This window comes from Neobacillus sp., assembly GCF_031988165.1.
Lineage (GTDB): Bacteria > Bacillota > Bacilli > Bacillales > Cytobacillaceae > Neobacillus > Neobacillus rhizosphaerae.
Genome location: NZ_DALZYO010000022.1, coordinates 48,704 through 65,370, shown reverse-complemented (window position 1 = coordinate 65,370; position 16,667 = coordinate 48,704). Strand labels below are relative to the sequence as shown.

The following is a 16,667-nucleotide window of genomic DNA, read 5'->3' as shown; positions in this document are numbered from 1 at the left end:
TACCGATTCGGGCAGCTTTTTCTAAAAAAAATTTAAACTTCCAATCCAAAATTTCGGCAAAGGGCTGCTAGACCTCCAGCAAAGCCACTGCCTACAGCGTTAAACTTCCAATCGCCATTATGACGGTATAGCTCGCAAATAACGACAGCCGTTTCTACTGAGAAGTCTTCACCAAGATCAAACCTTAATACTTCACGGTCCGAATCTGCATCGACTACCCGAACGAATGCATTAGAAACTTGACCAAAATTTTGATTCCTTGCTTCTGCATCATGGATAGTTACCGTAATCGCAATTCGGTGAACATGGGTGGGAACCTTGCTAAAATTTATGTTTATTTGTTCATCGTCGCCTTCACCTTCACCAGTACGGTTATCCCCTGTATGTTCGACGGAACCTGAAGAGTGAACTAAGTTATTGTAAAAGATAAAGTCAGAATCCTCGATGACTCTGCTGCTTGCATCTGTTAAAAAAGCTGAAGCATCTAAGTCAAAGTCATGGCCGCCGTGATAATGGTTTGTATCCCAGCCAAGCCCGATAATGACTTTTGTTAATCCAGGATTTGTTTTTGTTAAATCAATTCTTTGGCCTTTTGCTAAGTTTATGCCCAAATAAATCACCTCGTTACGAACTTTATGATTTTTTCTTAACTATATGTGCGAACAATTTCACTTAGGCTTCCAGCTGTCGTGCCAGTACCTACCGCACCGAATTTCCATTCATTGCCATGACGGTAAAGTTCTCCGGCAACCAGACAGGTTAACCCACTATAATTATCTGATAAATTATAATGAATAAGCTCTTGATGATTACCAGGGTTAACAACTCTAATAAACGCATTTTGAATCATCCCGAAATGCTGTTTCCTTTTTACACAATCATAGATATTTACAACGAAAACAAGCTTTTGAATTCTTGAAGGGACTTTGCTTAAGTCGACAATGATTTGCTCGTCATCGCCGTCGCCATCACCTGTCAAATTATCCCCTGTGTGCTGCACGCTCCCGTCATTACTGCGAAGGTTTCCAAAATAAATAACATCTTTATTGTTTTGAAGCCTGTCATTGGCATCAAGCATTATAACAGAGGCATCACAATCAACGTTTGGCGCACTGCCTCCGCCAAACAGTGAGCCGAATAAACCGCCTCCACTGCTGGTTTGAACTGGATCCCAACCTAAACCCACCAAAACTTTTGAAAGACCCGGATTACTTTTCGTTAAATCTACTCGTTGACCTTTTTGCAAATTAATAGCCATTCCATTCACCCCAACTAAGAAATTATTAGATTATCAACAACATAGTAACTATGATTGTTTCAAGTTTTTAAAGTTGTCTTGAAGCTGTTCTAACCGTTTAGTACCTTCAATCCGCATTCGTTTATTTTCTTCTTCAATCGCTCGAGTTTCCTGCATCCCTTTAATGATAATATTCCAGGATTCTTCAATCGTCTCGATTTTTATACTTGGGGCGCCAGCAAGCCGTGCAATATCAGTACTTTGCTGCGAAATGTTCTGCGCATTTTTAAGGAGCATTTCATTAGTCCTGCGGTCAAGCTCACTCATTGAATCAGCGACAAGCTTCTGTCTTTTAGCTGCCACGGCCTGAATTAAGCCATTTTTAAAAATAGGTATAGTAGTAACAAAGGCGGAATTAATTTTTCCTATCAGCTTTGTATTCCCTCTTTGTAACAGGCGGATTTGTGGTGCCGTCTGTAACGAAACCATTTTGGCCATTTCTAAATCATAAATTCTTTGTTCTAAAAGCTCAATGGCATTCTTAAGAGTATCCAATTGCATCGAAGCCAATTGATCTCCTGAGGCAGCACGTGCTTCAAGCTGCGGAAGTTGAGTATTTTTGAGATCTTCGACCTTGATTTCACCAGCGACAATGTATTTTTCAAGTGTCAAATAGTATTGGTAGTTTTGTTCATACATTTGCTCAAGCATAGTAGTCGAATCGACCATTTCATGCTGATATTTAGAAATTTCGACATACACCTTGTCAATTTCCTGCCCCATTGTTTGGTATTTTCCAAACAGCTTTTCAATCATTTTTTCACCCTTATTGAAAAGCTTTCCGAAAAAACCCCCTGATGTCTTCTGGAAATCTTTCGCATCAAATTTATCCATAATACGACCAAGATGTTTAAGAAGCTCTCCCGAATCTTCTACTTTGGTTGTCCGCATATTGCTTAAAATCTGATCAGAAAAACGAGATATTTGCACAGCAGGTTCTTTCCCAAACTCTAAAACTTGAATCTGGTCACGCTCATCGATCGTACGGGCCAAATTTTGAATCTCTGGTTCTTTACGAAGAGCAAGCTTGATGTCAGAGGCTTTTGTTTCTGTAAGTTTGTCATCCGCGGCCGCTGAAGTTAAACCGGAGGACGGATTTGGTGATTGATTCACTAGTTAATCTCCCCTTAAATTTTTTAAGATTCCTTGAAAAAGACCTTTTTTGAAAAGTGAAGGTTCTTTAAATTCTAATTCGAATACAACATCATCAAGCCAGTGTTTATCATATAATCGGTCATCGAGATAATTTTCGATATCATTATGTCCTGGTGGATTGTACAGGACGATATCAATACCGAACTGATTTAGGAGCAGTAGCAACGCCGCATCCGATCTCGATAGCATTCCAGTTAATTCATTATTATAGATAATTAATTTAGGAACCTGCTGGGAATAATCAAATCTTTCCAGCAGTTGAATGATATTTTTTTGCATAAACATTGCCTGTGTAAATAGGTACATTTTCACATCTTCTAAGCTCTCCATTGGCATGGGCTTTAAACCCGGTTTTTCACATATTTTCCGAACAGCATTGGCAATGCCTTTTTGCAGACCGGATGATAAAAACGAATAGGGCCAGTAGTGTGATTGCATCATATTTTCAGGGACAAGTAAACCATCCCCGCCCAATGCATTTCGATAATGAAAGCGAAAGTCACTTGTGCTTGCAGTGGTGAAGGGTAGCTTTCGAATCAGCAAACTATGATCTAGTTGACTAATCGACTGAAGACGGTCCCAGTATTCTTTTCGATTTTTACTTACTCCCTGTATTTTGGCGAAAATAGAAGGAATTTTAACTTGACCATTCCCAACCTCGAAATCAGGCCGTATCATTGCTATTTCTTTACATAGAATAAATAGCTCATCATACGTGGTTTTTAACGTAATCGATGAAGGCGAGTAATCCCTTAATTGCCATGGTTTGTACAGACCGGATCCTTCTTGGTTTAAAATAGTCTCAATCTCTTTTGAAGCCCTATATGCAATAGTTGTTTTCCTGCTGCGTTTTTCCAGGGGAAACGGCTCTGCTGGCAACTTATTTTGAAAATGATGGGTGAATACTTGCTCATCCATCATCCCTGCTAAAATATCCTTACCGTCCGGATGAAAAATAACGATATCACAGCCAAGCTTTAGTAAATAATATAAGAAATATTGATGACTTTTCTTAAAGTCACCATACCACAAAAATTTTGGCATCGTCTTTTGTGGGTCCGCATCCTCTAAAAGCGGCTGCAAATGGTTGATAGACCATTTCACAAGATCAACAAGAACCCGCCTCAATTCTTGGTTTTTCAATCCATCCTTTTCCAGTTCCGTGTACAGATTTAAAGTTGCAACCATCGCTTCACGTAGTTTTCGATGAATCACAGGCATACTCGACTTTAATAAAAGCTGTTCCCCGTCAAGAAAGGCGGTAAAGCGGTTAATGGACAGCTTCTGTTCTTGATTAATATTTAACACCTTTTGAATAGATTGAAAGTGAGCATTATTTATCGCTTTATCAAATGACTCCTCACTTAGCAGATGGAGATTCCATTCATCAGTATTATTTACATAATCAAAAAGCTGATTATAATAATCATCAGTGTCAATCGGTATTCCAAAAAACTTTCCTAATACTTGCCCTATCTGAATTGTTCCATTTTCTAATGAATAATTTGGCCGTTCCGGCAACTGTTTTTTCAACATACCAGGCCAATTTTCATAGGAGAGGGATCCTACAGGACGGACGTTCAATTGATTTAATGGTGGATACATTCATAATCCCTTCCCTCTGAAAGCGAAAGCTTATTTTCAAGACGTTTAGTAAATTATGTAAGGTTTCTTTATTATCATATCACAGTTAATAAAAGTGTTCATTTTTTTATACGAAAGTCGTCTAAAAATGTTTCGTTTTTTAAGCCACTTTCTAATTTTCACCTTTTTCCTTGTCCTTACATACTATTTGAGTACCAATCAAAAGAAGGTGACTCGAATGAGATTTTTATATAGGCGACCTAAGATGGATTTGATAAATGAAGAATTAAATACCGTAATGGAAGTAATGGTTTCTGATGTGTTTGTTTATCTTGATTTATTTGTGTTCAGTTTAATCTTTACACTATTGCTCTCCCCGGTATTACCTTCTATAGCCATGTCGATTCTGTTCTTTTTAGCTTGTTATGGATTATTTTCCTGCCTTTACTTCTTGATTTTCAACCGGATACTAAAAAAATATTAGGTTTTAAGAGGAAGTAGTTTTAGAAACTGTTGGAGAATTTCATCGCCTGCAGAAACACCATATTTTTTCGTTAAGGTGAACTTAGTGGTAGTTAACTCACCAGCAAGCTCACCATGTCTTGGGACAAAACGGTATTGACAGTTTTGCAGAAAGTCCCAGTCAAGGATCGAGTCACCCGCTCCCGCTATTGCCTTCATTCCCTCATGGTTACAAATATATTCTAGGGCTGAACCTTTATTAATTGCCTGTGGGATAAAGTAAAGCTTTCGCCCTTGCAAGGAAATTCTCCAACCATATTTCCCCACCAGTTCATTAATTACTTTCTTGTCTGAAGCTGACGGGAGATTATTTAATATATAGTAAAAAAATTGTTTCCCTGCATGCCTCATTTGTCCATCAAAATGAAAGCCTGCGCCATGTAAAATAGACAGTAATTCAGCTTGGGAAATAGACTCTGATTGCAGGCGAGTATTAATATGCTCTGACCATTCCTCCAATGGAATTCCTCGACAAAGAATATTGGCACCATTTGAGGTAATCGCATATTTAATAGAAATTTCCTCTGGAAAAATAACAAACCGATAATATTGCTCAGTTGTTCTCGTTGTAACTGGTACAAATAAATGTTGCCGAGATAGTTCTTTTAAGGCTTGAAAGGATGCTGTTGTCATATAGGCAACCCAGGAACCATCTTTCTTTTCAACAGGAGTAAGGTCCAATTCTTTGGGTTCACCTAGCTCAGTGATTGCCCGTTTGGAATACATCAATGTCCGGTCAAGATCAGCTGCAAAAATCATTCATGCCTCTCCTTCACCGATTTGATTAAACCGCAGCACAAGTATTTTAAATTGGGATATGGCACTACTTCAACCCCTTTTTCTTCGGCTAGCATAATGATGTGTTTAACAAAGGGACTTGCAGGATCGCGCATTAAAATCCTCCAAGGAACCCTGCGGAGGAGAACTCTAGTGGTCTCTCCCACTCCAGGTTTAATATAATGAGTGCTCTCAATCGCGAATTCAGACTGGATTCTCTTTACATCCTCCATCCCTAAAAATCCTGTTTCAATTTTCACAGAGTTCTTTTTAGAGGCGAGTTCTGCAGCCTTCTCCGAAATAAGGGAAAACTCCTTACAAATCACTTCAATAAATTCATTAGACACATCATCGGCAAGCAATTCATGGTAAAATTTAGCCCCGTGAAAATCACCCTTTCCAATGTATTTGCCATTTAAAACTGTCCGGCTCACTAGACCAGATACAGTTGAGTTTAAACAAGCACTTGGGATTAAAAAGTCTTCTCTTGTTCCAAAAAGAGTCGTGCAGTAGCCTGGATCTGCAATCACAGCCAGTGTATCATCAAGTATGATCCCATAGTTTTGTTGATAGTCCTGACAAGCCTTTGTTAATTCAATCGAAATAGCTCCTTTTCCTGTCCAGCCATCAACAAATTGAATGTTTCCATTGGGATGCTTGCTTAAAATATATTGAATTGCATTTTCGTCAATCCCTCTGTCACGGATGATGGAAATACTGTAGTGCGGAAGCGAAACTCCATAGCACATATTTAAATATCTTTTTATCAAAATCCCTACCGGTGTTCCCGCCCGTGCAAGGGAAACGAGAACGGCATTTTTCCCTTTTAATTGATAAATTTCTTCCGCAACAATCCCTACACACAAGGCCACTTTTTGTTTATATTCGTGTAAGGTTTTCCAGAATAACTCCACATACTTTCTTGGTGGCTGATACTCAATTGGCAAGGATTCGCTATAATGTACACCTGATTGGATCTTTACTTCACGATTAGCTGTGGAATCTTCGAGCTGAATATTACTTAAATCCTTTAATAGAAACAAGACATCATCGTGATGATAGGTTCCGATTTTGGCTGGTTTATTGGTTGTTTTTTGCATGTGATTCACCTCGCCCTTTAGAGAAAAAGACAACCTTCATTGACTTAAATCCTAATTTGCCCAATTCATTAAGGAGGGGCTGTAGATTCTCAAATTCTACTTCTCTTTCAAAAAAGATAAACAATTCATCGTAATATCCTGGAGCGATATTATAAACAAAGTGAGAAATCTCCAAGTCTTCTGGATTTGGAAATTTGGCCCCAAACCTTGCCCCATATCCATCATTATTTTCGATATAGATTGGGCTTCTTGTTGTCGATTGATAGAAAACACCGCTTCCCATATTTGCAGCCAATTGCATAGGAATATACATGAATTCCCCGGTTCCTAAACAAAGCGTTTTTTCACCTGTTCTTTTTTGTGTTAAAAACGAAGCAGCTTTTCCAACTTTTTCACGAAAAAGGATATTTCCATGGCTTCCTAAGCCGAATCTTCCCGTTTCCTCAATGAACATGGAATTGTTCAAATGGTTTTTAGATGTATGAGGGGTTGCGGTAAAAAATGTACCGAGCTGCAGAATTTCTACAATGGAATCCGGACTACCATTCTCAACATTTTTTTCGGAGCGGTCCTCCATTTCCTTCAACTGCTTCACGTTTACAGTTCCAGATAATAAACTTACAACATTGATTTTTATCCCGAGTTCTTGCTCTAGCTGTAAAAACCTTTTTTTATTGATGTCTGAGCGCCAATCTAAAATGGACACAACCGTATATTCATTTCTAGGAAACTTGGCGTGAATGGACTCGATTATATTTAAGGCCGTTTTTCCCGTTGTTATTTCATCATCAACCAGAATGATTTCCTGTTGGTTATCAATCATTTCTAGTGGGATATAACAGCGATGTGATGTCGCATGGGAATGCTCTTCTTCAAAAGTAATATTCGGACTTTTGTTTAGCAGTTCCTCCCTGGTAGTATGAAAATACACAGCAGATTGGAAGCAATCAAAGAAAGCATGTCCGAGTGCTGTAGCGGTTTCAGCAAAACCAATGACCACTGGATGAATATTTTTGGGAATAAATGGAGTACTGGAATAAGTGGAATTTTTTGTAAATAACGATAACAACCTATCCTTTTCCACATCTCCCAAACCCTTTACGGATTCTCCAAACCTAGCAGCTAAAAGAGCCGCAATAAGAAGTCCCTTATTCGGATCAATAGGTAAATGTTTACCTAGTACCTTACTTACAAACAAAAACGATCGTTTCTTATTGATTCGGGCGGCCATTGTGAATAGCTCTTCTATGGGTATATCATATGGATTTTCTACTATTTCTATCTCCGTTTCAATGGAGTCAAGGATATTAAACGTATACTTCTTTTTTGATAAGGTCAATGTTTGTGTATTCTTCATGTAACACCCCGTAAAGCTGTGATTTTAAGATGATTTTCTTCGCCCAAAAATAATGAGGCTTTACTTCATTCATTTTATTGGCAAAATTACTTTTCATAACTCCGATATCCCCAGTAGCTGCTTTAACTATATTGCTGGCATCAATATATTCCTCGTAGGAAACAACATTCAGTGACTGAACTATTTTAATATGTGAAGGATGGATGATCGTTTTTCCAGTCAAACCATTTGCAATATCCATAAGGATTTCACGAATCAATCCATCCATGTTCTCACCAATCAGTTCGGCTCTCCATTTCAGTCCTTCATCACCGTACCGTTCGCGAAACGGCGTTTGCCGAAGCTGTGGTTTTAACATCCTCTCTTTAGCTGAAAAATATTCCCAGACTGGACCAGATACCACATACCCACTATTGAACCTTTGAAAGACATTAATAATATCGGAAATACAATCTCTTAATACAGCAATTTCATAAACTGTTGTATCCGCACTCCGGCGAATTCCATATAAACCACAAAAGTCTGTCGCTCCAATCCGAACATTCAGAATATTATCTTTATAGCAATCGAGTAGATGCTTGATCGCTAATAATTCTTCCATTCTCGTTTCTTTTTGAATAACTTTGGCTGTCTCTAAGATAGGCATCGCGTAAAAAGGATGCTGCTCAGAGTGAATTTTTCGTATCTCTGTTAAAAATTCTTCACCATTTCCAACGGTAAACTTGGGTAGGACAACCCCAGTTAGGAGCCTCAGCGCATCACCTAATTGATCTGTAATACGTTTAAATTGCTCAAGGTCCCGAATTCGGATAAACATTAGTGGTAAATCCACATAACCTAAAAACCCTTTATTCAATTCTCCATCCAATTTCAGCATTTCCTCGATAAGCATTGTTTCAGCACGAATCACTTCGTTATCGCCAACGGCATCTTCAAGGTCAATGACTAGGGATGTTAAACCTTCATGCTTTCTTGAAAGAATTTCCTGATGTATATTTGAGCGGGTAGCAGGCATATAAAGGGTCGCACCCAGACCATAGGACAAAAGCTCCCTGTTTGAGTATTTATTAAAAGGCTGCGGCTTTTGAAAGAAAAATCGCTCGATTTCGTCTTCATAAAAATATGTAAAAAAATTCATATTTTATATTTCTCCTTAATTTAAGGTAAAAAAGAAAGGAGACGGACTTTCGTCAGCTCCCTTTTTTATGCAAAATTTCTATAAACTATTTTCTTTTTCTTCGCCCTTTTTCTTATTCATAAAATGAACGATAAATGTTGCACCGAATGTAACTAGTAAAATAATAAAGAAGGTTAGATGTCCCATTTCAATATTGACTGCCGCAAGTAGCATTTTCAAGGCAATAATAAGAATTAATATATAAGCGGAAGTCTCAAGTTCTGGCACACGATCAATTAAGGTTAAGAATAAACCGGCAACTCCTCGCATCATTAACACGCCAAGCATACCGCCAATTAATAAAACCCAAACTTGTTCACTCACGCCAAAGGCAGCAAGAACGCTATCAACAGAAAATGCAATATCCATTAATTCAACAGCTACAACTGTTCCCCAGAAGGTTCCAAATAAACGAATCAGCATTCCGCTCTGATTCATGCCTTCTGCTTCATCACTGTCACCTTCAGCACTTTTTCGTTTGTCTATGAAGTACTTTATCGATAACCAGGCAAGGTACCCTGCACCTAATATCTTCACCCACCAAAGTTTGATAAGAAAAACACCAATTCCAATCGCAATGAATCGGAACGTGTAAGCTCCTAATAATCCATAAAAAAGAGCCTTTTTCCGCTTTTTAGGGGGCAAATGTTTAACCATTACGGCTAAAACAAGTGCGTTATCTGCTGATAACAGCCCTTCAAGAATAACTAAAGTACCAATAAGTCCCCAAGATACAGGGCTTGTTAAAACCTCACCCCACATTTCCCAGTTAAAAAATTGGGCGTAGGTGTCAAGGATATGATTCAAAACTGACATTAAAGTAATTCCTCCTAGAATGTGTACACAATTTTTGTAATAAGACCCTGCCGATCGCCGGATCTCTCAATTTCTAATAATTATCCAATTTGTAAGCCAAAATCCGTTGCCAACGCTGCTAGTCCACCTTGATAGCCGCTACCAATAGCACTGAATTTCCACTCGCCATTGTGACGATACAATTCTCCAACCACAATCGCGGTTTCAATAGAGAAGTCTTCACCTAAATCAAAGCGAATGAGCTCTTCTTCGTTTGTTTCATTAAAAATACGGGCATAGGCATTTGAAACTTGCCCGAAGTTCTGATTTCTGCTTTCTGCATCGTGGATTGTGATGGTAAAAGCAATGCGCTGAACATTTGCCGGTATGGTTGTTAAATTGATTTTTACTTGTTCATCATCTCCGTCACCAGCACCAGTACGATTATCTCCAGTATGTACAACGGACCCGTTAGCCCCCTGAGGATTATTGTAGAAAACAAAATCTGTGTCATTTGAAACTTTGCCGTTTTCTCCTAAAAGGAAAACAGATGAATCTAGATCAAAATCATGTCCCCCATCATATTTATTAGTATCCCAGCCAAGGCCAACCACAACATTTGACAAACCTGGGTTAGATTTCGTTAAATCAACTTTTTGACCTTTTGATAAACTTACTGCCATTTCTTCATTCCTCCATTTTAGGTAATAGTCTTTTTACGATTTTCTATTAAAAAGGTTTCAATTATTATAATAAATTTTCTTCCTGCCCTTTTGCAAATTCAATCACTAACTCATCCATTTTGGTGGAGTGTTTTTGGCCCAATAAATGGAACCCAGCTCATGATGGCTTTGGAATTCATCATGGTAGGTGTGATAGTGAAAATTAAACCAATAGCCGGCCTGAGGTGGATTATCTCGTCTAACATGGAATAGAAGGATATCATTCCCAGTTAAGCGATTTTTAATATTAAAAATTTTTTCCGAGTGACCTGCGCTAGGCTGTTCAGTAATTGTCAGATTTTTTAAATCTTCTTCAGGAAATTGAGCAGATGTTTCATCAAGGGCTTTTTCGATATTTGGTAGAATAATCTCTCGAAATTCATTTTCTATAACCGGCTTAATTTTGCTACCAAACTTTTGATAGGATTGAATTTCTGCCTGTTTGATTAATTCTTCAATAAATTTTTCTCTATTAAAATCCGTTTCTTCGAAAAGTGCAGTCGCTGAAGTTAAAATACTTTCTTGCGCGGGTACTTCAAATGCATCGCGGTCGCCCAGATTTTCTGCGTTTACTGAATTCATTAACTGTGTCGGCGTAACAAGACCAAAGGTTAAGACGGAAACTATTACAAAAAACGATTTACGGAGCCATTTATTCATTGCTAATTCCCCTTTATTCTATTGAACTTTAATTACGTTGAATTTGGGTATCTTAGAAAATATTATACTTCTTTTTTCGAAAAAATGGAAAAAACAGTTTGAAATTTTTCCAAACAATTAATGAGAGGGTACGAAAATAAACTGAAAGCAGTGGCTTCAGTTTTTCGGAGGCTATCTTGAAATCACTTTCTCAAACGTATTGAAAAAGAAAAGGGAGGCACGAGACCCCCCTAGTAGTTTTAGCAATGTGATTCCAATGCCCCGATAAGATTTTGCATAACTGTTTCCAATGGCATTCCTTCAATATCATGTCGTGGAATAAAATGAACGACCTTATTATCCTTTAATAGTGCCATTGATGGTGAGGATGGCTCAATACCTGCAAAATACTCACGCATTTTAGCGGTTGCTTCTTTATCCTGTCCGGCAAATACCGTCACAAGATGATCCGGTTTTTTCTCACTATTTAAAACTGCCTGAGTTGCGGCAGGACGGGCTAATCCAGCGGCACAACCGCATACAGAATTAATTACGACCAATGCTGTCCCATTAGGTTTTCCCATAAACTCCTCAACATCCTCAGAAGTTGTTAGTTCCTCAAAGCCCGCTATAGTTAGCTCTTCACGCATTGGTAATACCATTTGTTTCATATATTCTTCATATGCATTTGACAATCTCAATCACTCCATTTCTTCCTTTTAATGATACAATACCAATTGTTATTTTACAAAATTACTGGTCTGTTTTTCTTGCCTCAGTCATTTGCTTCCAGACAGATCCTTTGGCTTCTTCTCCGCCTTCAATTCTTCCAATCGCCATTTTTATTTGCATGCTTACTTCAAATTCAGAGTCATTTTCTGCAGCCCTTAAAGATGGGAGGGTATGTTCATCACCAACCTCGTATAAGAACATAGCTGCCCGCCAACGTACCAATTTGCTTGGATCATTTAGGGCATTGACCATTGCATCAGCAGCTTCAGAAAAGCCTAAATCTGATATACAATCACCTGCGGTTCTACGAACAGTTACGGTCTTATCCTTTAAGGCTCTATATAAGAGCGGCAGTACATCCTGATTCTTGATCATCCCGAGGTATACAGTCGCAAGTCTGCGAATAGAAGGCTTCTCATCCGCTAATGCTTTTTCAAGGACAGGCAAATCCTCTAGTTCAGGATCAACCATTTGCTCAAGGAGCTGAAAGCGAATCTGCCAATCAGGCACTTGCAAATCGGCAATGGTTACTTTTTTTCGCATCATCTTAGATTTTTGTTCGGATTTGGTTTCGCTTGTTTGAGCTTTTATGATAAGAGCTTCGAGACGATTTTTGGGATAGGCTGCGATTAACTCCTCGACAACTTCTTGGCCAATTTGATCAAAATCCCCATACCGGACACCTTGGTTCTGCCATTTCCGCAATAAGATATAATTGTCTTCAGGCAGCTGCGCTCGCTCTCTTGCCTTTAAGAAGGTTTCCGGCATGCCAAACCTCCGCTCAGCCGAATTATCTGTTAGCTTCACTTGAAGTGGAATGTCCTTAAACATTTGGATTTCAACCTTTATTTCACCAAAATGGTCATCCGCTATATTTATCCCAGTAGCTTCATGGGCTTTTTCTCCGAAGGCTTGCCGAACTTTAGGTAATAATTCCTTCCAGTCATATTTAGCATTCCGTTCAACCGCAAGAAAATCTGCTACATGGTACACACCTTTAATCCCATCAATTTGTAAAATGGATTGAATGATGGGTGGTGCATCAATCGCAGTTTCTTTTTTGTAATTATGGCTTTTCCCCATTGGTAATTCTTGATCTAAATTAATTTTCATTGTATTTGGACTTGGCGTTGGTTCAATCGCCTGAATTTTCAACACAATCACCTAATTCTATTGTTTTCTCTTTCAAGTTTAACACATTGGCTATCGTTCATTCATAGGAGATGCTTAACGCAAAAAAAAATGCGTCGGATAGACGCACTCTTTACTCATTTTCAGCTAGCTCACCCAGATAGGACCATCGTTCAATTAAATGTTCGAGCCTTTCATTTAATTCTGCTTCTTGTTTCATCAAATCCTGTGCTTTTGTGAAATCGCTACCCGTGTTTCCTATTTCAAGAGCAATTTCTTCAAGACGTGCTTCTGTATTTGCAATGTGCTCGTCAATTTCGCTCCATTCTTTTTTCTCCTTAAAAGTCATTTTTTTCTTCTTTTCTTTTTCTGGCGCTTTAGAAGGCTGACTAGAAACAGTTACTGGTTTTTGCGTTTCAACTGACATTTCTTTATCAAGAAATTCCGAATAATTTCCATAGAACGAATCAATGGCACCGTCACCAAGTAACACAAGTAGTTGTTCTGCCACTTTATCGAGAAAATAGCGATCATGTGAAACCGTAATAACGACTCCGGGGAATTCATCAAGATAATCCTCAAGAACGGTCAAAGTTTGCGTATCCAAATCATTAGTCGGCTCGTCTAGCAGGAGGACGTTTGGTGCCGTCATCAAAAGTTTCAATAAGTAGAGTCGGCGCTTCTCCCCGCCTGAGAGCTTGCGAATCGGAGTACCATGAGAAAAAGATGGAAAGAGGAAACGTTCAAGCATTTGTGCTGCCGAAATTGTTTTCCCATCAGATGTCTCGACAATCTCAGCAGTTTCTTTAATGTACTCAATCATCCGCTTGTTTTCGTCCATATCTTCGCTTTCCTGCGTATAATAAGCGATTTTCACCGTTTGTCCCATAATGTATTCACCATGATCAAGAGGGATTTTTTTTGCAAGAATATTTAATAAGGTTGATTTCCCTGTTCCATTACGGCCAATAATTCCAATCCGATCCCCTGGTTTAACAAGTAAATCAAAGTGATCTAAGATCTTTTTGTCTGCGTAATGTTTCGAAGCATCCTTCAGCTCAAAAACCTGCTTACCGAGCCTGCTCCCATTTAAGGAAATATCCAGTTTTTCACTAGACAGCTTTCCACTTGAAAGCTTGTCCCCCAGCTCATCAAAGCGCTGAATCCGGGCCTTTTGCTTTGTCGTTCTTGCTTTGGCACCACGTCTCATCCATTCAAGCTCTCGTCTAAAAAGATTTTTTCTTTTTTCAAAGGTGGCTGCCTCATTTTCTTCACGGATGGCTTTGGATTCTATAAAGGCCGCATAATTCCCTTTATAGCTATATAGATTACCGCCATCTAGTTCAAACATTCTGTTAGCAACCCGGTCCAAGAAATAGCGGTCATGGGTGACTAGTAAAATCGATCCATTATACCTGCTTAGGTAATCTTCGAGCCACTTAACTGAATCAAAGTCAAGATGGTTGGTTGGTTCGTCTAGGATCAGTAAATCAGGCTCGGCAATTAATACCTGTGCAAGTGCGACCCGCTTTTTTTGTCCGCCAGAAAGCTCACCGATTTTCTTAGTAAAATCTTCAATTCCTAATTTCATTAAAATTGACTGGGCATTGGTGCTCACATCCCAGCCATTAAGTGCATCCATTTGCTTTTGTAATTGAAAAAGCTCTTCCTGAACCTTCGGCGCATTTGGATTAACATTAAGCTGCAAAAGTGTTTTTTCATATTCTCGCATCAATTTTAAAATGGGCGCTTCGCCGTGGAATACTTGTTCAAGAATCGTTTTCTCTGTATCCAGCTCAGGCTGCTGATCCAAAAAGGCAATCGAATAGTCTTTGCCCGTGATTATTTTTCCGTCATCAGGAACATCCAATCCAGCTATGATTTTTAATAATGAGGATTTGCCGGTCCCGTTGATTCCGATTAAGCCAACTCGTTCTTTTTCACTAATCGTAAAGGAAATATCATTAAAAAGTTGTTTCTCCCCGTACGTTTTCGAAACATTTTCCACCGTGAGCATTTTCATGAGTGATTTTCATCCCATTCTTGGTAAAATTGTTCTAAAAATAGAAACATCATTTGTTGACGGCTTTCGGCCATTTCTTTAGCCGCTTTTGTATTCAGTAAATCCTTCAATTTAAGGAGTTTTTCATAGAAATGATGAATGGTAGTTGATTTTCCCTTTCGATATTCTTCCAAACTCATTTCTTCTCTTACATTGATATTTGGGTCGTAGATGGGTTGTCCCTTTTTCCCGCCATAGGCAAATGCCCGCGCAATCCCAATTGCTCCAATCGCATCCAAACGGTCAGCATCTTGGACTATTTTCGCCTCGACCGTTTTGAGCACAGTCTTTCTTCCACCTTTATATGAAATGGAGTCAATGATTTGAATGATATGGTTTTTAGCCTCATTAGGTAATGAAATGGAGTGCATAAAAGTGTCAAGTTTCGCTTTCCCAATTTCGATTGTTTCGTTAAGTTTTTCGTCAGGTATATCATGGAGAAGCGCTGCCATTTCAATAATAAACGGATCTCCCTGTCTTTCCTCCCTGCAAATATGTAATGCAATTCGACGGACGCGGTCGACATGGAACCAGTCATGTCCAGTTGCATCTTCTCCCAATTCGTTGTGAACAAAAATTTCGGTTTGTTTTATGATTTGCTTTTTCACGATTACAACACCTGCCTTTATCCTAGCTATTTTAACATGAACCAGCCATAAAAAATAACCCCGAAGGTTCGAGGTTATCCTCTCAATGGCTTAAGTTAGTTTAAACCATTATGCCAGCTGATTCCAAGAGTATTTTCACCAGCATGAACACCAATTACTGCACCTAACGGACAGCAAATTACCTTTAGTAGTGGAAATTGTTCTTTCAATTCAGCTTTCCAAGCATTAGCATGGTCTAGGTGTAAACCGTACAGGATATATACTTCTTTAAACTGATGCTTTTCATAGGATAACCTGAAGTAATCAAAGATTTTTTCTTTTGCCTTTTTCTCACTCCTTACTTTTTCTTTTACCTTTAGTGCTCCGTCTTCAAAAGTAATAATTGGTTTGACGTTTAACAGACTTCCCAAGAAAAATTGGACACCTGACAACCTGCCACCGCGATGAAGCTGTTCAAGGCTGCCAACCAGGACATAAGTCTCATTCGTGCCCTTTATTTTTTCCATTTGGTCAATCACGGAATCTAGACTGAGGCCAGCTTCAAGCAATTCCATCCCTTTTTTTAGTAAAGCAGTCATGGGATAGGTTAGGATATTGGAATCAAACGTAGTAACCGGTATCTCGACAAGCTTCGCGGCTTGCTCACTAGAGGAAACAGTGCCGCTTAATTTCCCTGACAAAAGAACGGCAACAATTCGGTCGTAATCGTTTGCGAGTTGTTCATATAATGTTTGAAATGCTCCAACCGATGGTTGTGAGGTAGTTGGCGGATTTTTTAGTTGCTTTAATTTTTCAAATAATTGAGCAGGAGTTAAGTCAATCCCATCAGAAAATTCTTCCCCATCAAGCAAAATTGTTAATGGTATGGTGTATAAATCTGGATGATTTCTTAATTCATCATCTAAATAGGATGTGCTATCGGTTACCCATGCCGTTTTAACCAAGTCCATCTCCCCTTATTTTTAGTATGAGGTCATAATATCTAGTTAAAATTATCGTACCGTTAAAT

16 protein-coding genes are annotated in these 16,667 nt (G+C 38.7%); all 16 read right to left on the bottom strand.

The window, feature by feature from the left end; genetic code table 11:
* Positions 1 to 32: 32 nt before the first annotated feature.
* Complete coding sequence (locus RTR43_RS14685) at positions 33 to 611, bottom strand: TerD family protein (RefSeq protein ID WP_312472982.1); 579 nt, start codon at positions 609 to 611, stop codon at positions 33 to 35.
* Positions 612 to 646: 35 nt separating this feature from the next.
* A complete protein-coding gene (locus RTR43_RS14680; RefSeq protein ID WP_312472980.1) occupies positions 647 to 1,258 on the bottom strand; it encodes a TerD family protein in 612 nt (203 codons plus the stop codon).
* 48 nt (positions 1,259 to 1,306) lie between these two features.
* Entirely contained in the window at positions 1,307 to 2,410 is a 1,104-nt protein-coding gene (locus tag RTR43_RS14675; protein ID WP_248735825.1) for a toxic anion resistance protein, read from the bottom strand.
* A 3-nt stretch (positions 2,411 to 2,413) separates the two neighbouring features.
* Positions 2,414 to 4,057 (bottom strand): YceG family protein, encoded by a 1,644-nt coding sequence (locus RTR43_RS14670; RefSeq protein WP_312472977.1) that lies wholly within the window; start codon positions 4,055 to 4,057, stop codon positions 2,414 to 2,416.
* A gap of 459 nt (positions 4,058 to 4,516) precedes the next feature.
* On the bottom strand, positions 4,517 to 5,317 hold the full coding sequence (locus RTR43_RS14665) for an HAD family hydrolase (RefSeq protein WP_312472975.1): 801 nt from the start codon (positions 5,315 to 5,317) through the stop codon (positions 4,517 to 4,519).
* Positions 5,314 to 6,435, bottom strand: coding sequence for a cysteine protease StiP family protein (locus RTR43_RS14660; protein WP_312472973.1), 1,122 nt, complete (start codon positions 6,433 to 6,435; stop codon positions 5,314 to 5,316). The genes RTR43_RS14665 and RTR43_RS14660 overlap by 4 nt, the downstream gene beginning before the upstream one ends.
* Positions 6,416 to 7,792 carry a phosphoribosyltransferase family protein gene (locus tag RTR43_RS14655; RefSeq protein ID WP_312472972.1) on the bottom strand — a complete coding sequence of 459 codons (1,377 nt, stop codon included), beginning with the start codon at positions 7,790 to 7,792 and terminating at the stop codon, positions 6,416 to 6,418. The genes RTR43_RS14660 and RTR43_RS14655 overlap by 20 nt, the downstream gene beginning before the upstream one ends.
* Positions 7,743 to 8,930 (bottom strand): HpcH/HpaI aldolase/citrate lyase family protein, encoded by a 1,188-nt coding sequence (locus RTR43_RS14650; RefSeq protein ID WP_312472970.1) that lies wholly within the window; start codon positions 8,928 to 8,930, stop codon positions 7,743 to 7,745. The genes RTR43_RS14655 and RTR43_RS14650 overlap by 50 nt, the downstream gene beginning before the upstream one ends.
* Positions 8,931 to 9,008: 78 nt before the next feature.
* Positions 9,009 to 9,785, bottom strand: coding sequence for a TerC family protein (locus RTR43_RS14645; RefSeq protein ID WP_312472967.1), 777 nt, complete (start codon positions 9,783 to 9,785; stop codon positions 9,009 to 9,011).
* A gap of 80 nt (positions 9,786 to 9,865) precedes the next feature.
* Positions 9,866 to 10,447, bottom strand: a complete 582-nt coding sequence (locus tag RTR43_RS14640) for a TerD family protein (RefSeq protein ID WP_312472965.1) — start codon at positions 10,445 to 10,447, stop codon at positions 9,866 to 9,868.
* Between the two features lie 105 nt (positions 10,448 to 10,552).
* On the bottom strand, positions 10,553 to 11,146 hold the full coding sequence (locus RTR43_RS14635; protein ID WP_312472964.1) for a YpjP family protein: 594 nt from the start codon (positions 11,144 to 11,146) through the stop codon (positions 10,553 to 10,555).
* A 239-nt stretch (positions 11,147 to 11,385) separates the two neighbouring features.
* Positions 11,386 to 11,820 carry a BrxA/BrxB family bacilliredoxin gene (locus RTR43_RS14630; protein WP_312472963.1) on the bottom strand — a complete coding sequence of 145 codons (435 nt, stop codon included), beginning with the start codon at positions 11,818 to 11,820 and terminating at the stop codon, positions 11,386 to 11,388.
* Positions 11,821 to 11,878: 58 nt separating this feature from the next.
* On the bottom strand, positions 11,879 to 13,012 hold the full coding sequence (locus tag RTR43_RS14625) for a conserved virulence factor C family protein (RefSeq protein WP_312473019.1): 1,134 nt from the start codon (positions 13,010 to 13,012) through the stop codon (positions 11,879 to 11,881).
* Between the two features lie 109 nt (positions 13,013 to 13,121).
* Positions 13,122 to 15,011 (bottom strand): ABC-F family ATP-binding cassette domain-containing protein, encoded by a 1,890-nt coding sequence (locus tag RTR43_RS14620; protein ID WP_312472961.1) that lies wholly within the window; start codon positions 15,009 to 15,011, stop codon positions 13,122 to 13,124.
* A complete protein-coding gene (locus RTR43_RS14615; RefSeq protein WP_396954582.1) occupies positions 15,008 to 15,658 on the bottom strand; it encodes an HD domain-containing protein in 651 nt (216 codons plus the stop codon). Before RTR43_RS14615 ends, RTR43_RS14620 begins: the two co-directional genes overlap by 4 nt.
* Positions 15,659 to 15,753: 95 nt before the next feature.
* Positions 15,754 to 16,602 (bottom strand): DegV family protein, encoded by an 849-nt coding sequence (locus RTR43_RS14610; protein ID WP_312472958.1) that lies wholly within the window; start codon positions 16,600 to 16,602, stop codon positions 15,754 to 15,756.
* Positions 16,603 to 16,667: the final 65 nt, after the last annotated feature.

Coding starts and splice junctions, on each gene's coding strand:
- RTR43_RS14680 (WP_312472980.1), bottom strand. CDS start 1,258: ATGGCTATTAATTTGCAAAAAGGTCAACGAGTAGATTTAACGAAAAGT.
- RTR43_RS14670 (WP_312472977.1), bottom strand. CDS start 4,057: ATGTATCCACCATTAAATCAATTGAACGTCCGTCCTGTAGGATCCCTC.
- RTR43_RS14665 (WP_312472975.1), bottom strand. CDS start 5,317: ATGATTTTTGCAGCTGATCTTGACCGGACATTGATGTATTCCAAACGG.
- RTR43_RS14660 (WP_312472973.1), bottom strand. CDS start 6,435: ATGCAAAAAACAACCAATAAACCAGCCAAAATCGGAACCTATCATCAC.
- RTR43_RS14655 (WP_312472972.1), bottom strand. CDS start 7,792: ATGAAGAATACACAAACATTGACCTTATCAAAAAAGAAGTATACGTTT.
- RTR43_RS14650 (WP_312472970.1), bottom strand. CDS start 8,930: ATGAATTTTTTTACATATTTTTATGAAGACGAAATCGAGCGATTTTTC.
- RTR43_RS14645 (WP_312472967.1), bottom strand. CDS start 9,785: ATGTCAGTTTTGAATCATATCCTTGACACCTACGCCCAATTTTTTAAC.
- RTR43_RS14640 (WP_312472965.1), bottom strand. CDS start 10,447: ATGGCAGTAAGTTTATCAAAAGGTCAAAAAGTTGATTTAACGAAATCT.
- RTR43_RS14635 (WP_312472964.1), bottom strand. CDS start 11,146: ATGAATAAATGGCTCCGTAAATCGTTTTTTGTAATAGTTTCCGTCTTA.
- RTR43_RS14620 (WP_312472961.1), bottom strand. CDS start 15,011: ATGAAAATGCTCACGGTGGAAAATGTTTCGAAAACGTACGGGGAGAAA.